This window comes from Streptomyces antioxidans (genome assembly GCF_000968685.2).
Lineage (GTDB): Bacteria > Actinomycetota > Actinomycetes > Streptomycetales > Streptomycetaceae > Streptomyces > Streptomyces antioxidans.
The window spans coordinates 45,723-67,397 of record NZ_LAKD02000019.1 but is presented as its reverse complement, the minus strand read 5'-3'; the positions used below and the strand labels follow the sequence as shown (position 1 = coordinate 67,397).

Sequence of the window (21,675 nt, the reverse complement as noted above, 5' to 3'; positions counted from 1 at the left end):
GGCAGTTCGGATGTCAACGGCGGCACAGAGCAATATCGCTCAAGTAGGGGATCGCTACGATGAGTTCAGCGCGCTGCACGCCGTGCTGAGCGACAACGACCTGCCCGTGGGAAGCAATCTGCACCTCGGGTACTGGAACGACGAGCACGACGAGGCCGACCTGGCGACCGCCACCGAGCAGCTGACACGGCAGATGCTCAAGCGGCTGGCCCCCCGGCCCGGACAGCGGATCCTCGATGTGGGCTGCGGAGTGGGCCAGCCCGCGATGAGCCTGGCCCGCGACTGCGACGTCGAGGTGCAGGGCATCTCGGTCAGTCGCCGCCAGGTGGAGCAGGCCACCGCGCGGGCGAGCGAGGCCGGACTGGCCGACCGGGTGCGCTTCGAGTACGCCAACGCCATGCAACTGCCGTACCCTGACGCCTCGTTCGACGCGGCATGGCTCTTCGAATCGCTCATCCACATGCCGGAGAAGGAGCGCGCGCTGAAAGAGGTGGCGCGGGTGCTCAAGCCGGGGTCCCGGCTGGCCGTCGCCGATATGTTCCACCGCCCCGGGCATGACTGGCCGCTCGAGGGAAGCGAGATCGTCACGGCGGTCGACCTCGACGACTACCAGGAGCTGTTCGACCGGGCGGGCCTTCGGCTGCTGGAGATCGACGACGTGTCGGATCACACGATCGTGCCGGTGCCCATTCAGACCAAGCTCAAGGAGCTGCTCGCGCCGCATCGTGAGGCACTGGTCCGGGCGGTCGGCGAGGGGCTCGTCAATCAGCTGATCGGGCCCGAGGAGGGCGTGGCAGTGCGGCCCGGCGGAGGGCTTCCCGGTTATGTGCTGATCGCCGGGGAACGTCCGTAGGGCCGGCGGTCTACTCGCGGTCCGCAGCCGGTATCGCCCACTCATCCCGGTTGTCATTCGTTGCGGCGCCAGGAGTCCGACGTGATAATCGAATTGACTTGGTGATCTTCTGGGGGTTGAATGCTCAAGGAACGCGGACTTGAATGGTGTGCGGTTGCCGTGTATCGGCTTTCGCTTGTCCAACCTTCACTTGATATCGGTGAGATCGCGCGACGACTGGACCTTTCCGAGGCCGAGGTCCGTGCGGTCCACGCGGAGCTGGCCGAACACCCGCTGGTGGCCGGGCGATCCACTCTGACCAGTGACGACTCCGCTCTTTGCGAGGGCTTGTGCGAGGGCATCCACGAGGGTCTGCACGAGGAGCTGGGATCCGGGGACGACCTCACGGCGCGCCGGTGGCAGATGACGAAGGCCCGATCCATGGTCTCTTCGGTGACCCGGAATTACGAGGCCGGGAAGGAATCCGTCGGCGCCGTTCGCCGGTTCGACGGGGCCGATGCGGTGCATACGCGGCTGCGTGAGTTGTGCGGAAGGGCGGCCAAGGAGTGCCGTATCTTCTCCTCTTCCTATGTCCAGCTTCCGAATTCCGTGGAGCAGGGAAACCAATGGGAGCGGGTGGTGACGGAGCGCGGAATTTCGATCCGGGCCGTTCATCAGGACAGCTTCCGCGGCGATTCCACCGAGCTGGGGGCCGCCCGGTGGCTCACCTCGCTCGGCGGGCGGATCCGTACCGTCCCGGTCCTCCCCACCCCCATGGCGCTGGTGGACGAGCACATCGCACTGGTACCGACGGATCCCGAGGACGCCTCCCGCGGCGCACTCGAACTGAACGGGTACGAGGAGGTGGCGGCACTGCGGACGATCTTCGAACACTTCTGGGTCACGGCCACTCCCTGGGACGAGCCCGCGCAGCGGGACCGGGAGGGGCTATCGCCCCGGGAGCGCGATCTGCTGCGCCTTCTCGCCAGTGGGTTCACCGATGAGTCGATGTGCCGCAAGCTGGGCATCTCGCTGCGCACCGTACGCCGCGCGGTGGCCGATCTCATGGCGCGCCTGGGCGCCCACAGCCGCTTCGAGGCGGGTGTGCAGGCGGTCCGCTGCGGCTGGCTGTGAGAGCCACCCGCCCGGCCCGAAGACAAGCAACCGAGCGGCTCGTGGAGTCCGCCCCGTCCCGAGGAGTCAGACGATGACGACCAATCCGTTCGACAACCCCGACGGCACCTTCCTGGTTCTGGTCAATGACGAGGGTCAGTACTCGCTGTGGCCCGCCTTCGCTGAGGTCCCGGCCGGTTGGGAGGTCGTGGTCCAGGAGAGCGATCGCAAGACCTGCCTGGACTACATCGAGGCCAACTGGACCGACATGCGGCCCAAGAGCCTGATCGAGGCGATGAACCGGGCGGAGGAGAGCCGGAGTTGACCCCACTGTGCCCCCATGAGGGGCCGGGACAACACGAGCGGCCCGGACAACACGAGCGCCGCTGAGAAAGAGCAGCGGCCCGGTATCAACCAGGAAAAGGGAAGTGATGGTGTGAAAGGTTCGCGCAGGCTCGGCAGCGCACTCGTACTCGGTGGCGGCATGGCCGGACTGCTCGCCGCGGCCGCCCTCATCGAGTACGTGGACACCATCACCCTCGTGGAACGGGACCGGCTGCCCGACGGGCCCGAGGTGCGCAAGGGCGTACCTCAGGGCCGTCACCTCCACGGTCTCCAGTCCAGCGGTGTCCAGACCATCGACACGCTGCTCCCGGGCACCCAGGAGAGCCTCTTCGCCGCCGGTGCCCACCGGATATACATGCCGACGCATGCGCTGTTCTACGGCCCGCACGGCTGGATGCGCCAGTATCCGGGCGAACACTTCACGCTCGGAGTCAGCAGACCTCTGGCCGAGCACATCGTGCGCCGTGCCCTGCTGGGCCATGCGCACGTCCGGATCCTCGAGGGCGCCGAGGCCACCGGGCTGATCGGCGACGCGCGGCGGGTGTCCGGGGCCCAGATCCGCCACCGCGGCACCGGGGAGCGCGAGAACGTCGACGCGGACCTGGTCATCGACGCCACCGGCCGCGGTTCCAAGGCGCCGCAGTGGCTCACCGAACTGGGCCTGCCCGAAGTGCCCACCACGGTGGTCGACGCGGGGCTGGCCTACGCGAGCCGTGTCATCCGCCCTCCGGACGAGGCCACCGGGCGCAGGTTCCCCCTGATCGCCCTGCAGAGCGACCCGCGGAGCGGTGGCCCGGCCCGGGTCGGGGGTCTGATGTTCATCGAGGACGGGACGTGGATGGTGACCCTGGCGGGCACCAAGGGCGTCCACCCTCCCCTGGACGAGGAAGGCTTCCTCCGCTACGCCCAGGCCCTGCGCCACCCGCTCATAGGCGAACTCATCTCGCAGAGCACGCCCGTGAGCCGGATTTCCGGCTTTCAGAGCACCGCCAATCACCGCCGCCACTACGACAAACTGCGGACCCGCCCCACCGGCTTCCTGGTGTTCGGCGACGCGGCCACCACCTTCAACCCGCTGTACGGCCAGGGTGTGACCGCGGCGGCGCTGAGCGCGGTCGCGCTGCGCGAAGAGTTCGCACGGGGCCCGCTCGACGAGGAGGGCTACGGCCGGGCCCAGGAAGCGATCATCCGCGCCACCGACATCGCGTGGGCGATGGCGTCCAACGAGGACCTTCGCTATCCGGGGACGGAGGGGCCCGCGCCATCCGCGCGGCGGAAGCTGCTGCAGCGCTGCTCGGACCGGCTGCGCATCACCGCCGCCTGCGATCCGGTCGCATCCCAGGCCCTGTTCAAGGCGCTCACCCTCACCACCCCGCCCCGGGAGGTGTTCAACGCCCGCACGCTCAGGGCGCTGCTGCGGGGCCCTCGCCACCCCGCGCAGTACGACCTTCCCCCCGAACACACCGGACTCCCCGCGCCGACGGTCTGCCCCCCGCGGCCGTCCACGGCCGCGGAGGGCGGGTCCGCGGCGCCCGCGCCCACGACGGACCCGACGTACACGGACGAGACGCACGAGGGAAGGACCCCGATGCTGGAGAGCGAGACCGAGAAGAAGGCCGTGGTCGCCGTGTTGGAGCGGCTGGTCGCGGCCTGGTCGGAGCAGGACGCGCGGGCACTGGCCGATGTGTTCACCGCCGACGCGACGATGATCGCTTTCGGGTATCTGCGCAAGGGCCGGGAAGAGATCGCAACCCGTATGGGGGAAGCGTTCCAGGGCCCGTACAAGGGCAGCAGGGCGGTCGGTGACGTCGTGGATGTGCGGCTCCTGGGCGACAGCGCGGCGGTGGCCGTCGTCCGCGGGGCCGTGCTGGCGGCCGGGGAGACGGAGGTGACCGCGGAGAACGCCATCCGTTCCACCTGGGCGCTGGTCAAACAGGACGCCGAGTGGCGCGTCGCCGCGTACCACAACAGCCCCGTCAAGGAGGACATGCCCGTGTGAGCGGGCAGACTGGGCCCATGAGGCCTCGTACGGGAAGTGGCGAAGCCATCGTGGTGGGGGCTGGCCCGAACGGGCTGGCCGCCGCCGTCACCCTGGCCCTCGGCGGCTTCCGGGTCACCGTGCTCGAAGCGTCGGACACCATCGGCGGTGGCACCCGCAGCGGTGAACTCGGCGTGCCCGGCGTGGTGTTCGACCACTGCTCCTCGGCGCACGTGGTGGGCGCCGGTTCACCGTTCCTGCGCTCGCTGGACCTCAAGCCGTACGGACTGGAGTGGCTGTGGCCCGAGGTGGATCTCGCGCATCCGCTGGACTCCGGTGGCGCGGGCGCGCTGTACCGGTCGGTCGGGAGGACGGCGGACGGGTTCGGCGCGGACGGCCACGCCTGGCGGCGGCTGTTCGGGCCCCTGGCGGCGGACGCGGAGGTGTTCGCCGAGGCGGTCATGCGCCCCCTGGCACGGGTGCCCCGCCATCCGCTTCGGCTCGCCCGCTTCGGCCTCCATGCCCTTCAGCCCGCGGCGCTGGTGGCCAAGCGGTTCCGCACCGATGAGGCGCGCGGTGTCTTCGGCGGGGTGGCGGCACACCTGTTCGGCCCGCTGACGCAGCCGGTCGGGGCCGCCATCGGGCTCATGATCATCGCGATGGGGCACCGGTTCGGCTGGCCGGCGGCCAAGGGCGGCTCGCGCGCCATCACCGACGCGCTGGCCGCGCTGCTCATCGAGGCGGGCGGGCGCATCGAGACCGGTGTGCGGGTCCGCTCCCTCGAGGAGCTGCCCCCGTCCGACGCCGTCATGCTCGACCTGGTTCCGGCCGCCGCGGCAGAGGTGATCGGCGATCGGCTGCCCGCACGGGTCCGGCGGGCCTACGCCCGTTTCCGCCATGGTCCCGGGGCGTGCAAACTGGACCTCGCCGTCGAGGGCGGCATCCCGTGGCGCGCCGAGTACTGCCGCCGGGCGGGCACCGTACACCTGGGCGGGACCTTCGAGGAGATCGCCCATGCCGAGCGTGAGGTGCACCGGGGCCGGATGCCCCAGCGGCCCTTCATGCTGGTCTCGCAGCAGTATCTGGCCGACCCCGGCCGCTCGTCTGGTGGCATCCACCCCGTCTCCGCCTACGCGCATGTGCCGCACGGCTACGCCGGGGACGCCACCTCGGCCATGCTGCGGCAGTTCGAGCGCTTCGCACCCGGAACACGGGAACGGATCGTCTCCCTGACGGCCATGTCCACCGCGGAACTGGAGCGGTACAACGCCAACTACGTCGGGGGAGACATCATCTCCGGCGCCAACACCCCGCTCCAGCTGGTGACGCGTCCCCGGATGGTCCCCGATCCGTACCGCACGGGCGTGCCGGGAGTCTTCCTCTGCTCGGCGGCCACTCCACCGGGCGCCGGTGCCCACGGCATGAGTGGCCACAACGCGGCCCGTTCCGCGCTGCGCGCACTGGGGCGCCCGGAGATGAGCGAAGCTCCCGCGGTCAGTCCATGACGACCACCGTGTAGGTCTCGCCATTCCTCGGCGGCCGCGTCCACGAGCGGGTGGCGAACGTGTGCAGCCGACCGTTCACGATGGCGTGACGCGGCAGATGGGCACCGAACTCGCCGGTCAGCGCCTCCAGCAGCGACCGTTCCACCTCGGCGCTGTCCTCCAGGCCACCGAAGAACCCGCTCGGGTCCAGCGCCTGCGGTATCTCCCCGCGTGACCGGACCTCGCCATCGGCGTACGTGAACGCGAACTCCTCGACACCGTCTCGCGCCACCGAAAGGTGGAAGAACGGCTCCCCGTGCCGTGTCCTCAGGCCGCTCCACACCACCACCGCGCGCGTGCCCGCACTGGACGCCGCGGCCGGGGAGACGAACCGCCGCAGGTCGAACGAAGCGGGGTCGTCGCCGTCGAAGGCGAAGCTCCAGCCGCGGCCCGCCCGGCCGACCGCCATGAGAGCCCTGTCGTCGTAGGACGAGAACACCCGCTGGCCATGCCGCGACCTGTCACGCGCCTCCCAGAAGGTCATGGGTTCGGTCAGCACGGTGCCGGACCCGTCCGTGAGACGGTCGGGCAACTCCTCCGGCTCCACGCCTTCCACCAGGACGAACCGGTAGGACGTGCGGTTGCCGCCCGGCTCCGGCTCCGCGAGCCACGCCAGGCCGCTCGGGTCGAGCCCGGCCGCCGGGCCCGGTGCCTCGCCGGTCTGTCCGCCCCTTGGAGTGGACAGCAGCTCGCGGCCCCGCTCCGGAGTCAGCAGCGGCCCGAGTACGGGGTCCGCCACCCACCCCAGCGGCGCCAGGTGGTCAGGACCCAGCGGCTCCCACAGGGGCAGAGCGCTGATCAGTGTCCGCCATGCCCCGTCGGTGTCTCCCCACCGCGCCAGCTCCCGCGCCCGCTCGACCGCTTCCCCGAACGGTCCGGCCGCGGTGTACCGGTACGTGCCGTTCCGCACCTGCTCCAGCGTGGCGTGGGCCAGCGACACCAGGTCGTCGTCGGCACCCCGCAGAGGGAACGTCAGCGTGGAGTCGTCCGGGTACGAGTGCGCCGCGTGCTCGGCGACCAGCGGTGGCAGCAGCTCGGGAGCGTACTGCCGGTCCGTCACCAGGGCGTCGAAGTCTATGCCGGTCCGTCCGAGCAGGCGGCGTATCTGGTCGCCCAGCCCCACGGCCCGAGGCCTGCCGTACGCATTGGCCTCGTCCAGCGCCGCCGCGGCTCGTTCCCATCCGCCGCGCAGCGCCTCCAGCCGGGCCTCCTCCACCTGGGCGTCCAGCTCCCGCGTCGTGTCGTTGGCGAAAACCGGCTCCTCCTCCTCGCTCTGGTGCGCACGCAGGCTGTGGAACTCCCGGTACATGTCCCGCATGAACGCAAGGAAGTTCGCCTGCCACTCGGGTGGCGCGGCCCGCCAGCTCGCCCACGTGTACACGGCCCACTCACCGTCCTCGTCCACGTCCTCGGGATCCAGCAGGACGTGGGTGACGTCGGACTCCACATCGAGCTGCAGCCCGCGCCGCCAGATGCCCGCCTCCCTCCGCACCTCGTCCAGCTCGTCCTCATCCAGGCCCGCGAGGCCCGACTCGTTGTTGTGCCAGTGCGCGTCCTCGGTCCCCGCCAGCAGCCACACGAACCCGCCCGCATGCCGCCACCCATCACTGACCTTCAGGAACTCCCGGTACGACGGGGGCATCCGGCGGCCGAGGCGCGCTTCCATGGCCGCGATCCGCTCCTCGGACGCGGGCGGGAACCCCAGCCACCGCGCCTGCCGGGCGGCCTCGTCGTCCTCGCTCCGCGTCTCGTCGTCCGACAGGGAATCCGCCCATTCCCCGCTCCACCTGAGCAGGAACGAGCGCCAGTCGAATGCCGTGGTATCCGTCATGCTCCCGATGCTGCCACCTGCCACTGACAGGACTTCGCCGCCTGCTGCACGGTGTGTGCGTCAGTGGCAGCGGGCCGGTGGCGACCAGGCCCTTCGCCGGGTGCAGAACGGGTCAGTCCTTCGCCGAGGGGGTGGGCCCGGTCGCCGAAGGGTTGGACCCGGTGGGAGGGGTTTGGCGGAGTTCGGCGCGCCGGATCTTGCCGGTCTGGGTCTTGGGCAGGTCGGCGACGAGATGGACCAGGCGGGGGCATTTGTAGGCGGCCAGCCGTTCGCGGGAGAAGGCGATCAGCTCCTCCGCCGTGGCGCTTCTGCCCGACTTGAGCGAGACATAGGCGACGACTGTTTCGCCCCGGTAGTCGTCGGGGTGCCCCACGACGGCGGCCTCGTGCACCGACGGGTGTTCGTACAGCACGTCCTCGACCTCGCGCGGCCATACCTTGTAGCCGGACACGTTGATCTGGTCCTTGAGCCGGTCCACGAGGTAGACCCAGCCCTGCTCGTCGATGATGGCGCCGTCACCGGTACGCAGCCGGCCCCGTGGCATGGTGTGCTCGGTGGCCTCGGGATTTCCCCAGTACCCGGGCACCACCTGCGGCCCGCTCAGTTCGAGTTCGCCCTGCTCCCCGCTGGCCACCGGACGGCCCTGGACGTCCACGACGCGGGCCGTGATGTTCGGCAGGGGCACCCCGATGGACAGCGTCCCGCTCGGCTGGTGGACCGGTGCCCGCCGCCCCGGGGGCACCGCGATGACGGCGGACGTCGTCTCCGTCATCCCGTATCCGTTGTGGAGGTAGACGCCGAAGCGGCTCTGGAACCGCTCGACGGTCGCCGGCGGGATCGGAGCACCACCGGAGTACAGCGCCTTCACCGACGCGAAGTGCTCGCGCTCGGCCCGGGGCAGCCCGCAGAGCGCGTTGTACGCCGTGATGGAGCCGATGGTGAAGGTGACACGGTGCTCGGCGAAGGCGTCCAGGACGACGTCGGGACGGAACCGGTCGGCGAGGACGAGCGTGGTGTTCGTGAGCAGCGAGATGGCCGCGTTGACCACGGAGCCGGTGATGTGGAACAGCGGCGCGAGGGCAAGCACGACGTCTCCGTCGGCCAGGCCAGTCCACGCCCGGTAGGTCGTCACCACGTTGAGGACGTTGCCGTGGGTGTTCATGGCACCCTTCGGCGGTCCGGTCGTGCCGGAGGTGTAGGTCAGCAGCGCGACATCGTCGTGGGTCAGTGCCACGGGCGTGGGCCGCGCGCCCGCGAACTCCCGGATCAGCGCGACCAGATCGCCGTCCGGGGCCGGTGCGGGGCGATCCGTCGTCGCGAAGACCCGCGGGTCATCGCGGGACTGGTAGTCCAGCGCCGACGTACTGATGAGCCACCGGACCGTGCTTCCTCCGAGGGTGCCGAGCGTTTCCTGGACGTCGGCGTCCGCGCATACGAGCCCGACCGCCCCGGCGTCGTCGATGAGACGGCGCAGCTCGTGCCGCCGGTACATCGGATTGAGCCCCAGCGCCGTGGCACCCAGCTTCCACAGGGCCAGCAACACCATTGCGTACTGCGGGATGTTCTGCAGGTAGACCCCGACGCGGTCGCCCCGCCTGGTCCCGCGGGCCTCAAACGCCGCCGCCAGCGCGTCCGATGCCGAGTCCGCCTCCCGCGCCGACATGGCACCGTCGAAGTAGCGCAGCGCCGGGGCGTCCGGGGCCTTCACCACGCGGGCTTTCCACGCATCCGCGAGGGAGTGGTGGCCCACAGCCATCTCCGCTTCGACACCGGCCGGGAACAGTGCACCCCACGGGGGCACCTCGGGCACCGTCATGTCTCGGCCCTCCCACCACACCACCGCCAGGCCAGCCCCTGGCACTACATACCGAGCGGTCGCTCGGTATGGGATTGAAGGGGGCGGAAGCAGAAGGTGTCAAGGGGCCCGCTGCCCTGCGGACGGGAGTGGCGTTACCGGGAGCGCCGCGTGGACCATGGCGGGCGGCCGGGCCGTTCCGTCATCCGTGGCTCTCGGCCAAGTCTCGCAGGGTGAGCAACTGCTTTCGCATCATGAGCAGATCCCCCCAGGCCAGCAGAGGGGTGCGCGCCCTCCCCAGCAGTCCGTTACGTTCCCCGACCGCCAACTTGGCCACCAGCCTGGTGGTGCCGCGGCCGGTGTCAGCGACCGTGTAGGAGACGGCGAACCCGCCGAACAGGCGCAGGCCGCGGGGGTCGGTCAGCTTCAGCGTGAGGTGCCGGTCGGTCTCGAAGGAGACAAGCTCGAAGATCGTCATGACGCGCTGGCCGATGGCGAGTTCCCCGGCCCCGGGGGTCAGCCGCCGTGGGCTCCGGCGGCCCATGTTGTCCAGGAGGTCGTAGCTGTAGGGGGCGACCCGCAACTGGCAGAGCCAACGGAACACGCATGAGACCCCCGCTCGTACCGTCACCGCCCGGTACCAGGAACTCCGTGGACCCGGGAGGACTCCATCGCACGGATACCCGGCGCGAACCTCCGCGTCGGTCGCGCCCCACACCAACGGAATTCCCATCACGGCCTCCATCCCGGAAGAGCTGCCAACGCGCGGATCAGATCGTGCGCCGAGCGGGCGTCTGACGGGTGTCCGCCTTGGGCGGGTGCGGGGAGCGGAGCACGAGCAGGGTGATCTCGCTGGGGGCGAAGACGCGGAACGGCGGGCCCCAGAAGCCGGTGCCGCGGCTGGTGTAGAGGAGGGTGCGGGGGCCGTGGTGGCTGAGGCCGGCGAGGGCGGGCTGGTCGATGCGGACGAGGTGGTGGAAGGGCCAGATCTGGCCGCCGTGGGTGTGGCCGGAGAGCTGGAGGTCGATGCCGGCGGCTGCCGCCCGGTCGATGAACTTGGGCTGGTGTGCCAGGAGCAGGACGGGCAGGTCGGGGTCGACGCCGTCCAGGGCTCCGGCGAGATGGGCGCGGTGGCCCGCCAGGCCGGAGGACTCGGCGGTGACGTCGTCCACGCCCGCGACCACGAGGGTGTCGCCTCCCCGTTCGAGCAGCAGATGGCGGTTGCGCAGCGGCTCCCAGCCCAGCTCGTCCATCAGGTCGACCCAGCCCTGGGCCTCGCTGTAGTACTCGTGGTTGCCGGTGACGTACACCCGGGCCCGGGTGGCCCGCACGGTACCGAGTGGGACGGCCTGGGCGCGGCGGCGTTCCGCCGTGCCGTCCGCGATGTCGCCGGTGTGGCAGACCAGGTCCGCTTCCAGAGTGTTCACCGTCTCGCATACCCGTGCCGACCAGCGAACGCGATCGAGCGGGCCGTAGTGGGTGTCGGTGATGAGGGCGACGCGGAGGCCGTCCAACCCGGCGCCCAGACGCGGGAGTTGTACGTCGAGTCGACGCACGCGTGGTACGCGGCGGGCCTCGGCGTGTCCCCAGCCGAGCAGTACGGCGGTTACGCCGAGGACGGCCCAGGTGACGATCCGTGCCCGGTCCTGACTCCCGCCGGCGTCGGCCACCGTCAGGGCGAGCCGCACGAGGACGCCGATCAGAACGGACCAGGTGAACAGGGTCCAGCCGGTGCCCAGCAGGGTGTCACCGACGATCGCCGCCCGGTCCTGCTGGCGGCGGCCGTGGCCGCGCACCAGCGCGAGCGGCATACCGATGAGGCCGAGGGCATACAGGGCGGTGCCGACCAGTGTGACGGGCAGCGGCCAGTGCTGGCCGCCGTAGAGGAGCACCCAGCAGGGCACGGCCCACAGCAGGACGGGGGCGATCAGGGGGATGTAGCGCGTCAGACGGTGTAGCCGGCTCTGCCGCGGCGCTCGCGCTTCACCGTCGGCGGGCCGGGTGTCGCTGGTGTCGGTCACGCTTCCCCTCCCTGCTGTCGGTCACGCTCCCCCTTGATCATGGGGCGGCCGCGGTCGTCGCGGGACCCGGAAGAGCCCCGGCACCGGCCACCGGGGCCGTCACCCCTTGCCGCCCCAGGTCTTCCATGCGATCACCGCAACGATCACAATGGCGATGACGGAGATGATCGTCGTCGTGCTCATAAGTCTTCCTCTCAGGACCGGTGGCCGTCACCGGCTCGGGCGCAATGGCGGTCAACGTATCCGGACGCCCGGCTGGGTGCCAATCCCCGGACCTTCCCCTTCGCGACCGTGCCGGGCTCGGCACGGGGTGTGACGCCCGGTGGGTGCGGGCGCGACTCGCCTGCTGGGGACGCTGTACCCTCCTGGCTATGCCGTCTGCCCCGTCCTCGCAGTCGCGCCGTGCCGACACCAGCGCCCGGAGCGGGCTTCTCACCGAGCGCATCGCGCGTGAGCTGGAGCACGACATCAGGTCCGGAGCGATCGCTGTCGGTGCCAAGCTGCCGTCGGAGCGCGAACTCGCCGCGACCTTCGGCTCCAGCCGGAACGTGGTGCGGGAGGCTCTCCAGCGGCTGGAGGCGCAGCGGCTGATCGAGGTGGCGCCGGGCCGCGGTTCCTTCGTGCGGGACCAGTCGTCCGGACAGGCCCGCGGATACGACGCCCTCTACCGTACGGGCCGGCCCACGGTGCGCCAGCTCATCGAGGCGCGGCTGCCGCTGGAGGTGGAGACGGTCCGGCTGGCGACCCTGCGGGCGGCCGAAGGCGACATCGCGGCGATGCGTGCGGCGCAGGACACGATGGAGTCGGCGACCGACGTGGTCACCAAGGCGCGCGCGGACGTCGCCTTCCATGATGCGATCGCCGTCGCCAGCGGCAACCCGGTGCTGCGGATCATGCTGTCGTCGATCAGCGGCATGATGTTCGAGATGATGCTCCGCTCCAACTCCGACCCCTCCATCGAGGAACCCGGAGTGCCGCACCATCCGGAGATCTTCGAGGCGATCGTCGCCCGCGATGAGGCGCTGGCCTGCGCGCACATGCGGGAGCACCTCCTGCTCGGCACGCGCACCTACGGCGTCGATCTCGACCTCCAGGTGGATGTCATGGCGCGGCGGCATATCGAGCTGCTGCTGGCCGAATCAGAGCACCCGACCGGATAAGGACCCCCGGTCCGAGGGCTGGTCGGTGCCCGCATGGCCTGTTAACGTCCCTGCACGACCAAACTGGTCCTACCAGTTGGACCGGTGTCATGTACCGGATGTACCACCCTGCAGAGAGACGAGGACGAGGATGTCCACGAGCAGCCAGTTCCTCAGCCGCCGCGGCTTCGGCAGACTGGCCGCCGGGGCCTCGGCGGCCGTCGGCGCCGGAGCGCTCGGCGCCTGTTCGCGCGGGGGCGGCACACCGTCGGCGGACACGCCGCTGCGGATCATGGCGATCAACCACGTCTGGTCGCAGGCCGTCCGCCGCCGGATGAAGGAGTTCGAGGAGCGCGTGGGACGCCGGGTCTCCATGACCCTGCTCACCGCCGACCAGCTCGCCAGCAGCTACAACGTGAAGCTCAACGCCTCCGGCACCGATGTGGACGTGATGATGGTCCGGGCGCTCCAGGAGCAGCCGGTCTTCGCACACAACGGCTGGCTCGCCGACCTCACCGACCGGGTCCACGGCGACGCGGAGTTCGACTGGCAGGACTTCCAGAAGGCTCCCCGGGACGCCTCGGAGACCAAGGGAAGGGTGCTGAGCGTCCCGGTGGTCACCGAACGCCCCGCGCTGTACTACCGCAAGGACCTGGCCGACCCTCCGCGCACGCTCGACCAGCTGATGGACGCCTCCGTCCGGCTCACGGACCGGGGCAAGGGCTTCTTCGGGTACGTGGGCCGGGGACAGCGCAACGGTGCCGTCTCCCAGTGGTCGAGCTATCTCTACTCGTACGGCGGCGACTTCGTCGTGAACGGCAGGTCCGGCATCGGCAGCCGCGCCGCGACCGCGGCGTACGAGTACTACGGCAGGCTGCTCCACGAGGCGGGGCCGCCCGGTGCCACCAATATGAGCCTGGAACAGGCCATGCCGATCTTCGCCCAGGGCAAGGCCGCCTACTACATCGACGCCGACGCGATCTACAGCAGCTTCCTGGACCCCGGTGTCTCCTCGGTGCGCAAGACCGTGGGCTTCGCGCCGTTCCCCGCGGGGCCCGCGGGCGCCCGCCCGCACAACATCCCGTCCTGGAGCCTCGGTATCAACACCTTCTCCCGACTGCGCGACGAGGCATGGGAGTTCATCCGCTGGGCCGCCGGACCGGACATGGCCGCCGCACTCCAGTCCGCGGGAATACCGTGCGCCCGGCAATCCGTGTGGTCCGATCCCAAGACCCTCGCGTCCTTCCCGCCCGACCTCGCCGAGGCGATGCGGATCAACGCCGAGCGCGGCATCGGGCACGACCGCCCCCAGGTGCTCCAGGTCGGACGGGCCCGCGACATCGTCGGGCGCCCGCTCGTGGCCGGGATCCTCGGCAAGCCCGTGCAGCCGGTGGTCCGCGACGCGGACGCCGAGTTCGCCGACTTCCTCGTCCGCGACAACCGCCACAAGGAGTCCTGATGTCCACCACCGAGGTCCGTGCGACGGCGACGGTCCAGGACTCCGCCCGTCCGCCCCGTGGCCGGGCCCCACGCACCGTAGAACAGGCCAACCGCCGACTGAAGTGGGCGATGCTCACCCCGGCGCTCGCCTTCGTCGGACTGATGATCGTCTTCCCGCTGGCCTTCACCATCGACCTGAGCCTCACCGACGCCTTCGGTGCGGTGAACGCCGAGAAACGCCACGTGGGACTGCGGAACTTCGTGGACGCGCTCAGCGATGTCCGCCGGTTCTGGCCCGCGGTGAAGCGCACCGTGGTCTTCACCGTCGGCGCCGTGGCGCTGGAAATGGTGCTGGGCCTGGCGCTCGCCATGCTCATGCGCAAACCATTCCGTGGAATGCGCTGGGTACGGACGGTCCTGATCATCCCGCTCCTGACGACACCCGTCGCGATCGGCATCCTGTGGCTGCTCATCCTCGACCCCACCAACGGCGTCGCCAACCATCTCCTGGCCTCGGTGGGACTTCCCCGGATGGAATTCCTCGGCTCGGTGAGCCAGTCGCTTCCGACCCTGATGCTCATCGACGTGTGGCAGTGGACACCGATGGTGACGCTGCTCCTGCTGGCCGGGCTCACCACCCTGCCCGAGGAACCCGAAGAGGCCGCGCTCGTCGACGGGGCCAACGCCTGGCAGCGGTTCCGCCACGTCGTCCTGCCCATGCTCGGCCCGACGATCGGCACCGCCCTCGTCCTGCGCGCCGTGGACGCGCTCAAGACCTTCGACATCCTCTACGCCACCAAGGGCCCGGGCGGCGGCTCGGACTTCGAGACGGAGACCCTCAACGTGTACGCCTACGGGCTCACCTTCGACTACCAGGAGTACGGCCTGGCCGCGGCCGTGCTGGTGCTGTTCACGCTCTTCATCGTCGGCGTCGTCGTAACTCTGCGCCGCCGTTCCGGAAGGAAGGACGCCGTATGACCGCCTCCCACGCCACCGCCGCGCCCCGCGGGCGCACCGGCCGCCGCCGTGGTCTGGCCTGGCTGCGCGGCGCCGCCATCACCGTGGTGACACTGATCTTCGCGCTGCCGGTGGTGTGGATGTTCGCGGCGGCCTTCAAGACGAACGCACAGGTGACCGATCCCCGGGTCGGACTGTGGTTCTCGCCCACGCTGGAGAACTTCCGCACCATCGTGGAGGACGGCCAGATCCTGCGCTCGATGGGGAACTCGCTGCTGGTCGGGGTGGTCTCCACGGCCCTCTCCGCCGTCATCGCCGTACCGGCGGCCTGGGCGGTGGGCCGGTTCCGGATGCACCGCACCGGCTCCCTCGTCCTGGTCGCCCGGATCGTGCCCGCGATCTCCCTGCTCGTCCCCTGGTACTACCTCTTCGCGCGGATCGGGCTGGTCGGCTCGTACACCGTCCTGATCCTCAGCCAGATGTTCGTGTCGGTGCCGCTGATCACGTGGATCATGATCAGCTTCTTCGCGGGGCTCCCCGTCGAACTGGAGGAGGCCGGCCGGACCGACGGGCTCTCCGCGTTCGGCGCCTTCTGGCGGATCACCCTGCCCCTGGCGGCCCCGGGAACGGCGACGGCCTCACTGCTGGCGTTCGTGTTCAGCTGGAACAACTTCATGTTCGCGCTGGTCTTCGCCGACGACCGTACCCAGACCGTGCCGGTGGCGCTGTTCAACTTCATCTCCTACGCGAGCACCGACTGGGGCGGTCTGATGGCCGCCGCCACCCTCATCACGGTGCCGGTCGTGGTGGCCGCGGTCATCGGCCAGAAGCACCTGGTGGCCGGTCTGACCTCGGGAGCCTCCAAGGGCTGACCGTCCGTTCCGCCCCCTCACCCTGACGCAGCCGGGACCACACCGGCTCGGAAAGAGCAGACACATGAAGATCGTCGACGCGAAGGTCGTCGTCACCAGTCCCGGCCGCAACTTCGTCACGCTGAAGGTGACGACCGACGAGGGCCTTACCGGCCTGGGGGACGCCACGCTCAACGGCCGCGAACTCGCCGTGGTGAGCTACCTGGAGGACCATGTCGTACCGCTGCTCAGGGGGCTGGACGCGCACCGGATCGAGGACACCTGGCAGTCGCTGTACCGGGGGGCCTACTGGCGCCGCGGCCCGGTCACGATGGCCGCGATCGCCGCCGTCGACGTGGCGTTGTGGGACATCAAGGCGAAGGCGGCCGGGCTGCCGCTGTACCAGCTCCTCGGCGGGGCGAGCCGTGACCGTATCCGCACCTACGGCCACGCGGAGGGCCGGGACCTCCCCGAACTCCTCGACTCGGTGCGCGCCCGGCTGAGCGAGGGCTTCCCGGCGATCCGGATCCAGTCCGGCATTCCCGGCCTCATATCGGTATACGGCGTGCACACCACGGACACCGACGACAAGCCCGTACCGCACCAGGGGGCGAGGCCCCTCGTCGAGGACTGGGACACGGAGGCGTATCTACGCCACATTCCCCGGGTCTTCGAGGCGGTACGGGCCGAGTTCGGGCCGGAACTGGCGCTGCTGCACGACGCTCACCACCGGCTGACACCGGTCCAGGCCGCGCGCCTCGGCCGGGAGCTCGAACCGTACCGCCCGTTCTGGCTGGAGGACTGCACGCCCGCGGAGAACCAGGAGGCGCTGCGGCTGGTGCGGCGGCACACCACCGTTCCGCTCGCCATCGGCGAGGTCTTCAACACCGTCCACGACTACCAGACCCTCGTCACCGAGCAGCTGATCGACTACGTGCGCTCCGCCGTCACCCACTTCGGCGGTGTCACTCCGCTGCGCAAGCTCTTCGACTTCGCGGCCCAGTACCAGATCAAGAGCGGCATTCACGGGCCGGAGGACATCTCACCCGTCGGTATGGCCGCGGCCGTCCACCTCGATCTCGCGGTCCACAACTTCGGCATCCAGGAGTACTCGGGGCACAACGCCCTGACGCGGGAGGTCTTCCGGCCCGCCTACACGTTCACCGACGGCCATCTGCACCCGGGCGAGGCGGCCGGTATCGGGGTGGAACTGGATGAGGACCTGGCCGCGGCCCACCCCTACCGGCAGGCGTACCTGCCGGTGAACCGGCTCCAGGACGGTACGGTCCACGACTGGTGACCGGTCAGGAGGTGGCCGCCGGGTGCGGGTCGCCGAGGTACGGGAACCGGTCCAGGGTGTCGGTGTGCGGGCTGAGACCGGTGGGAGGCGCCTCGTTCTTGGTGAGGAACGCGACGCGGATGTCGATGACGTCCTCCGTGAACGTCCGGCCGTTGGGGTAGGCCGCTGGCTTGGAGGGGTCGAAGTGGAGCACGTCCGGCAGGATGCCGTGCTCGTCGAGCGCGCTGATCGCCTCCTGGTGGCTGTAGCCGCCGGTGTGGCCGAGCAGGTGGACGAACTGGTCCGTCCATCGGGCCCGGTCGTTGACCGGCTCGCTGGCGTTGTACTCCTCCTTGGTGTCATCGGTGTTGAAGAAGCTGCTGACCGAGGGGTGCCCGGCCCGGTCCGCGTGGACGAGCTCACCCCCGCGCAGGACGCTGCAACGGCCCCAGATGTGCAGCTCGGGGTCGGGGGCCAGCTCCGCGGTCGGCAGTTCGATGGCCATGGAGAAGACGTTGGCCGTGGTGTTGCTGTCGACCCCGGTCCACGGTGACGTGCCGTCCAGATGCGGTGCGGTGAAATTTCGCTTACCGCTGGTGTCGAACAGGTTCTTGATCCCGTCGAAGTCGAAGAAGAAGGCGTCACTCCGGCTGCCCGCGGCCACCTGGTAATCGCCACGGCTCACCACGTTGGCCTGGCGGCCGAAGGAGACGGCGGCATCCGACACGATCTGGGTGCCGGTCGCCTCGGGCTTGCGGGACTCCGCGCCGGTTGCCATGAAGACGCCGTAGGTCTGCGAGCCGTCCGCCGCCGGCGGGCTGAAGACCCAGCTGAAGGCGATGTCGGTGAGGTAGTCGCCGTCGTTGTCGATGTTGAGCCGGTATACGGCATCGGGGTGGAGGGCGTCGGCGTTGGGGTTGGCGTTGAGGATGAGAACGGTCCTGCTCGCGTCGCCGGGCGCCTGGAAGGCGTACAGGTCACACAGATCGAGCCGCTGGTCGCCGAGCGGTGGCCCCAGGCTGAGACCGGTGAAGTGATTGGACATGTCGGGCCCTTCCTCATCGCACTCCCTGAATCCGCCGGGGCGTGCGAACGGCCGTCCCGCACCACAGGAAGCCTCCGCACACCGGCAGTATCGCCACGCTAGCCCGCGGCTCCGGCCCGGCTCCGAACAGCGGAGGCGCCGTCGCCGAACATCCTCCCAATGGATCACCGACGGGAGCCATGAGGCGCACGCGGCCGCTCGCGGGCCAGTTCCGGGCACGCCCGAGGACGCGCGGAGGCGGGGAGCTAGCGCGGGTGGTCCTCCAGCATGACGTCGAGACGTTCGCGGAGCAGTGTGCGGCTGAGATCGTCGTAGGCGCGGGCCCACCAGGGATGGAGCGCCGGGAAGCGCCGATGGTCCTGGTGGTAGGCGGCGGTGAGCCCCAGAAGGGCGCTCGCCGGACAGCCTGCGGCGAGCATCCGGGAGGCGTCGGCCAGGATGGTGTCCATCTCCCCGGTGAAGGAGGGGCACTCGTCGCCAAAGGCGTCGTCCGGTGCGAGAACGCCGATACCGGTGCCGGACGGGTCGGGTTCGTGGCGCCAGCCGGCCGGCGGCGCGAGATCGAGGGGGACCTCCGCGTCGCCGCGGCCGTCGGGAGCGAGGCCGTACTCCGGGGTGGGGTGGATGCCGAGTTCGGCGGACAGGCGCGCCACCTGGGTGCGGCGGCGCTCTCCTCCGCCGCGCAGGGCCACGGAGAGCAGAAAGGTGAGACCGTCCAGGGTGTTCCGGCCGATGACGCCCGGCTCCTTGTGGCCGAAGGAGGCAACGGGATGGTCGGTGCGGCCGAGCTCCGGCGCGGGGACCACCCATCCGACGCAGGTGCCGTTGCCCAGATCCGCGAAGGGCAGGAGTTCCGGTACGGACATGAACGGCACGTGGTGACGGCGGAACGCTTCCCCCGCGTAGCAGTACTCCCACCCCTGGGGTGCGAGTGGCACCTCACACAGGTCGAACGGCAGGGCGAAGCTGGTCTGCACGCGGGAAGCGTCGTACAGGCCCTCCTCGTACAGGTCCGTCGTGAGGAACCCCTCCTCCCAGGCGATGTCGATCACCTTGGCGAGTGCGGGTGGGGTGGGGAACGGGAACAGGTCGTCGGTCCAGCGTGGTGGTGTCGTCACGGACGGAGAGTGTCGCAGCCAACGAATGGAGCCCATCGAGCCGGTCCGGGACACCGCGAACACGCAGTGGGCCCAGGCTCTGGCGATCGACGGCCGGGCCCGTGGATGTCGGTGCCGCGGGCGATACTCGTGCCGCGGTGCCATCCGGGCACCGCGGCACGAGGGGAGCAACATGGCTGAGGTGCTGGTCTTCCACCATGGACACGGGCTGACCGCCGGCGTTCGCGAGTTCGCCGAGCAGCTGCGAGCGGTCGGACACACCGTCCACGCCCCAGACCTGTACGAGGGGCAGGTGTTCGACAGCCTCGAGGAGGGCGCCGGCTACGCCGAGAGCGCCGGGTTCGACACGATCATCGCGCGCGGAATCGCCGCCGCCGAGGGGCTGCCTGCCGAGCTCGTCTACGTCGGGTTCTCGCTCGGCGTCCTGCCGGCGCAGAAGCTGGCCCAGACCCGCCCCGGCGTACGAGGCGCACTGTTGCTCGAGGCATGTGTCCCGGTCTCGGAGTTCGGCGGCGCCTGGCCCCAGGACGTCCCGGTTCAGATCCACGGCATGGACGCAGATCCGTTCTTCGCCGGGGAGGGCGATGTGGACGCCGCCCGTGCGCTCGTCGAGACGTCGACGGATGCCGAGCTGTTCCTCTACCCCGGCGGCAGGCACCTGTTCACCGACAGCAGCCTGCCGTCCTACGACAAACAGGCCGCAGAGCAGGTCAACCATCGGGTGTTCGGCTTCCTCGACCGCATCAACTAGGGGATCAACAACCTGATCCCGTCCGGCCGACGACCCCGCGGCCCAGATCGTGTGCCGAAGGGCGCCTGATGGGTATCTTCCCTGGTCAGGCGCCCTTTTGCGGTGCTCAGAAGAAGCCGAGTTTCTTCGGTGAGTACGACACCAGCAGGTTCTTCGTCTGCTGGTAGTGGTCCAGCATCATCTTGTGGGTCTCGCGGCCGATCCCGGACTGCTTGTAGCCGCCGAAGGCGGCGTGCGCCGGGTAGGCGTGGTAGCAGTTGGTCCACACCCGGCCCGCCTGGATGGCGCGCCCGGCCCGGTACGCGGTCGAGCCGTCCCGGGTCCACACTCCCGCGCCCAGCCCGTAGAGCGTGTCGTTGGCGATCCCGATCGCGTCGTCGAAGTCGCCGAACCGGGTCACCGCGACCACGGGGCCGAAGATCTCCTCCTGGAAGACCCGCATGCGGTTGTCGCCCTCGAAGATCGTGGGCTCGACGTAGTAGCCGCCCTCCAGCTCACCGCCGAGCTCGGCGCGGGCGCCGCCGGTGAGGACGCGGGCGCCCTCCTGGCGGCCGATGTCCAGGTACGACAGGATCTTCTCGAGCTGGTCGTTGGACGCCTGGGCGCCGATCATGGTGTCGGTGTCCAGCGGATGGCCCTGGGTGATCTTCTCCGTACGAGTCACGGCCGCGTCCATGAACGCCTGGTAGTGGCCGCCCTGGACCAGGGCGCGCGAGGGGCAGGTGCACACCTCGCCCTGGTTGAGGGCGAACATGGTGAACCCCTCGAGCGCCTTGTCCATGAAGTCGTCGTCGGTGGCCGAGACATCGTCGAAGAAGATGTTCGGGCTCTTGCCGCCGAGCTCCAGGGTGACCGGGATCAGGTTCTCGCTCGCGTACTGCATGATCAGGCGGCCGGTGGTGGTCTCCCCGGTGAACGCGACCTTGGCCACCCGGGAGTTGGACGCCAGCGGCTTCCCGGCCTCCACACCGAAGCCGTTGACGATGTTGACCACACCCGGTGGCAGCAGATCGGCCACCAGGTTCATCCAGACGTGGACCGAGGCGGGCGTCTGCTCGGCCGGTTTCAGCACCACCGCGTTGCCCGCGGCCAGCGCCGGGGCCAGCTTCCAGGTGGCCATCAAGATGGGGAAGTTCCACGGGATGATCTGGGCGACCACGCCCAGCGGCTCATGGAAGTGGTACGCGACCGTGTCGTGGTCGATCTCGGAGAGGCTGCCCTCCTGGGCCCGGATGGCCCCCGCGAAGTAGCGGAAGTGGTCGATGGCGAGCGGGATGTCGGCGGCCAGCGTCTCCCGTACCGGCTTGCCGTTCTCCCAGCTCTCGGCGACCGCGAGGGCCTCCAGGTTCTGCTCCATCCGATCGGCGATCTGCAGCAGCACCGCGGCGCGCTCGGCCGGCGCCGCACGGCCCCAGGCGGGCGCGGCCGCGTGGGCGGCGTCCAGGGCCCGCTCGACGTCCTCGGCGGTGCCCCGGGCGATCTCGGTGAAGGGCTGTCCGTTGACGGGGGTGGGGTTCTCGAAGTAGCGGCCCTGGGCCGGGGGTACGTACTCCCCGCCGATCCAGTGGTCATAGCGCGGCTGATAGGTGACGACCGAGCCCTCGGAGCCGGGGCTTGCGAAACGCGTCATGGGGCG

General features: G+C 70.1%; 18 protein-coding genes. 11 read left to right on the top strand and 7 right to left on the bottom strand.

Annotated elements, in window-relative coordinates; translation table 11 throughout:
- Positions 1–10: 10 nt before the first annotated feature.
- From VT50_RS09555 to VT50_RS09535, 5 genes are all read left to right on the top strand, one after another.
- The gene (locus tag VT50_RS09555; RefSeq protein WP_078840939.1) at positions 11–853 is read left to right on the top strand and encodes an SAM-dependent methyltransferase; all 843 of its coding nucleotides are present in this window, start codon (positions 11–13) and stop codon (positions 851–853) included.
- A 276-nt stretch (positions 854–1,129) separates the two neighbouring features.
- Complete coding sequence (locus VT50_RS09550; protein ID WP_158083192.1) at positions 1,130–1,966, top strand: helix-turn-helix transcriptional regulator; 837 nt, start codon at positions 1,130–1,132, stop codon at positions 1,964–1,966.
- A 73-nt stretch (positions 1,967–2,039) separates the two neighbouring features.
- On the top strand, positions 2,040–2,270 hold the full coding sequence (locus VT50_RS09545; RefSeq protein WP_046089551.1) for an MbtH family protein: 231 nt from the start codon (positions 2,040–2,042) through the stop codon (positions 2,268–2,270).
- A 111-nt stretch (positions 2,271–2,381) separates the two neighbouring features.
- Positions 2,382–4,289 (top strand): SgcJ/EcaC family oxidoreductase, encoded by a 1,908-nt coding sequence (locus VT50_RS09540; RefSeq protein WP_158083191.1) that lies wholly within the window; start codon positions 2,382–2,384, stop codon positions 4,287–4,289.
- A 17-nt stretch (positions 4,290–4,306) separates the two neighbouring features.
- Entirely contained in the window at positions 4,307–5,773 is a 1,467-nt protein-coding gene (locus VT50_RS09535) for a phytoene desaturase family protein (protein WP_046089552.1), read from the top strand.
- On the opposite strand, the gene VT50_RS09530 is transcribed toward VT50_RS09535, so the two are convergent.
- The 4 genes from VT50_RS09530 to VT50_RS09515 all read right to left on the bottom strand — a co-directional run bounded on the left by VT50_RS09530 (position 5,763) and on the right by VT50_RS09515 (position 11,459).
- Positions 5,763–7,643 (bottom strand): SMI1/KNR4 family protein, encoded by a 1,881-nt coding sequence (locus VT50_RS09530; RefSeq protein ID WP_046089553.1) that lies wholly within the window; start codon positions 7,641–7,643, stop codon positions 5,763–5,765. The genes VT50_RS09535 and VT50_RS09530 overlap by 11 nt on opposite strands.
- Before the next feature lie 112 nt (positions 7,644–7,755).
- Positions 7,756–9,459 carry a class I adenylate-forming enzyme family protein gene (locus tag VT50_RS09525; RefSeq protein WP_063893270.1) on the bottom strand — a complete coding sequence of 568 codons (1,704 nt, stop codon included), beginning with the start codon at positions 9,457–9,459 and terminating at the stop codon, positions 7,756–7,758.
- Between the two features lie 181 nt (positions 9,460–9,640).
- Positions 9,641–10,042 (bottom strand): hypothetical protein, encoded by a 402-nt coding sequence (locus VT50_RS09520; RefSeq protein ID WP_240529102.1) that lies wholly within the window; start codon positions 10,040–10,042, stop codon positions 9,641–9,643.
- Between the two features lie 166 nt (positions 10,043–10,208).
- Positions 10,209–11,459 carry a metallophosphoesterase gene (locus VT50_RS09515; protein ID WP_046089555.1) on the bottom strand — a complete coding sequence of 417 codons (1,251 nt, stop codon included), beginning with the start codon at positions 11,457–11,459 and terminating at the stop codon, positions 10,209–10,211.
- A 371-nt stretch (positions 11,460–11,830) separates the two neighbouring features.
- Between VT50_RS09515 and VT50_RS09510 the strand changes: the two genes are divergently transcribed.
- The 5 genes from VT50_RS09510 to manD all read left to right on the top strand — a co-directional run bounded on the left by VT50_RS09510 (position 11,831) and on the right by manD (position 17,146).
- Positions 11,831–12,619 carry a FadR/GntR family transcriptional regulator gene (locus VT50_RS09510; RefSeq protein ID WP_046089556.1) on the top strand — a complete coding sequence of 263 codons (789 nt, stop codon included), beginning with the start codon at positions 11,831–11,833 and terminating at the stop codon, positions 12,617–12,619.
- A 130-nt stretch (positions 12,620–12,749) separates the two neighbouring features.
- The gene (locus VT50_RS09505; RefSeq protein ID WP_046089557.1) at positions 12,750–14,057 is read left to right on the top strand and encodes an ABC transporter substrate-binding protein; all 1,308 of its coding nucleotides are present in this window, start codon (positions 12,750–12,752) and stop codon (positions 14,055–14,057) included.
- Positions 14,057–15,016 (top strand): carbohydrate ABC transporter permease, encoded by a 960-nt coding sequence (locus tag VT50_RS09500; protein WP_046089558.1) that lies wholly within the window; start codon positions 14,057–14,059, stop codon positions 15,014–15,016. The genes VT50_RS09505 and VT50_RS09500 overlap by 1 nt, the downstream gene beginning before the upstream one ends.
- Positions 15,013–15,867 (top strand): carbohydrate ABC transporter permease, encoded by an 855-nt coding sequence (locus VT50_RS09495; RefSeq protein ID WP_046089559.1) that lies wholly within the window; start codon positions 15,013–15,015, stop codon positions 15,865–15,867. Before VT50_RS09500 ends, VT50_RS09495 begins: the two co-directional genes overlap by 4 nt.
- 64 nt (positions 15,868–15,931) lie before the next feature.
- Positions 15,932–17,146: a D-mannonate dehydratase ManD gene (gene manD / locus VT50_RS09490; RefSeq protein ID WP_046089560.1), complete on the top strand. Its 1,215-nt coding sequence runs from the start codon at positions 15,932–15,934 to the stop codon at positions 17,144–17,146.
- Between the two features lie 4 nt (positions 17,147–17,150).
- On the opposite strand, the gene VT50_RS09485 is transcribed toward manD, so the two are convergent.
- Complete coding sequence (locus tag VT50_RS09485; RefSeq protein WP_046089561.1) at positions 17,151–18,170, bottom strand: DUF4331 family protein; 1,020 nt, start codon at positions 18,168–18,170, stop codon at positions 17,151–17,153.
- A 245-nt stretch (positions 18,171–18,415) separates the two neighbouring features.
- Positions 18,416–19,288: a hypothetical protein gene (locus VT50_RS09480; RefSeq protein ID WP_046089562.1), complete on the bottom strand. Its 873-nt coding sequence runs from the start codon at positions 19,286–19,288 to the stop codon at positions 18,416–18,418.
- Between the two features lie 172 nt (positions 19,289–19,460).
- On the opposite strand from VT50_RS09480, the gene VT50_RS09475 reads away from it, so the two are divergent.
- Positions 19,461–20,039: a dienelactone hydrolase family protein gene (locus VT50_RS09475; RefSeq protein ID WP_046089600.1), complete on the top strand. Its 579-nt coding sequence runs from the start codon at positions 19,461–19,463 to the stop codon at positions 20,037–20,039.
- Positions 20,040–20,145: 106 nt separating this feature from the next.
- On the opposite strand, the gene adh is transcribed toward VT50_RS09475, so the two are convergent.
- On the bottom strand, positions 20,146–21,669 hold the full coding sequence (gene adh, locus VT50_RS09470) for an aldehyde dehydrogenase (protein WP_046089563.1): 1,524 nt from the start codon (positions 21,667–21,669) through the stop codon (positions 20,146–20,148).
- Between the last annotated feature and the right edge of the window lie 6 nt (positions 21,670–21,675).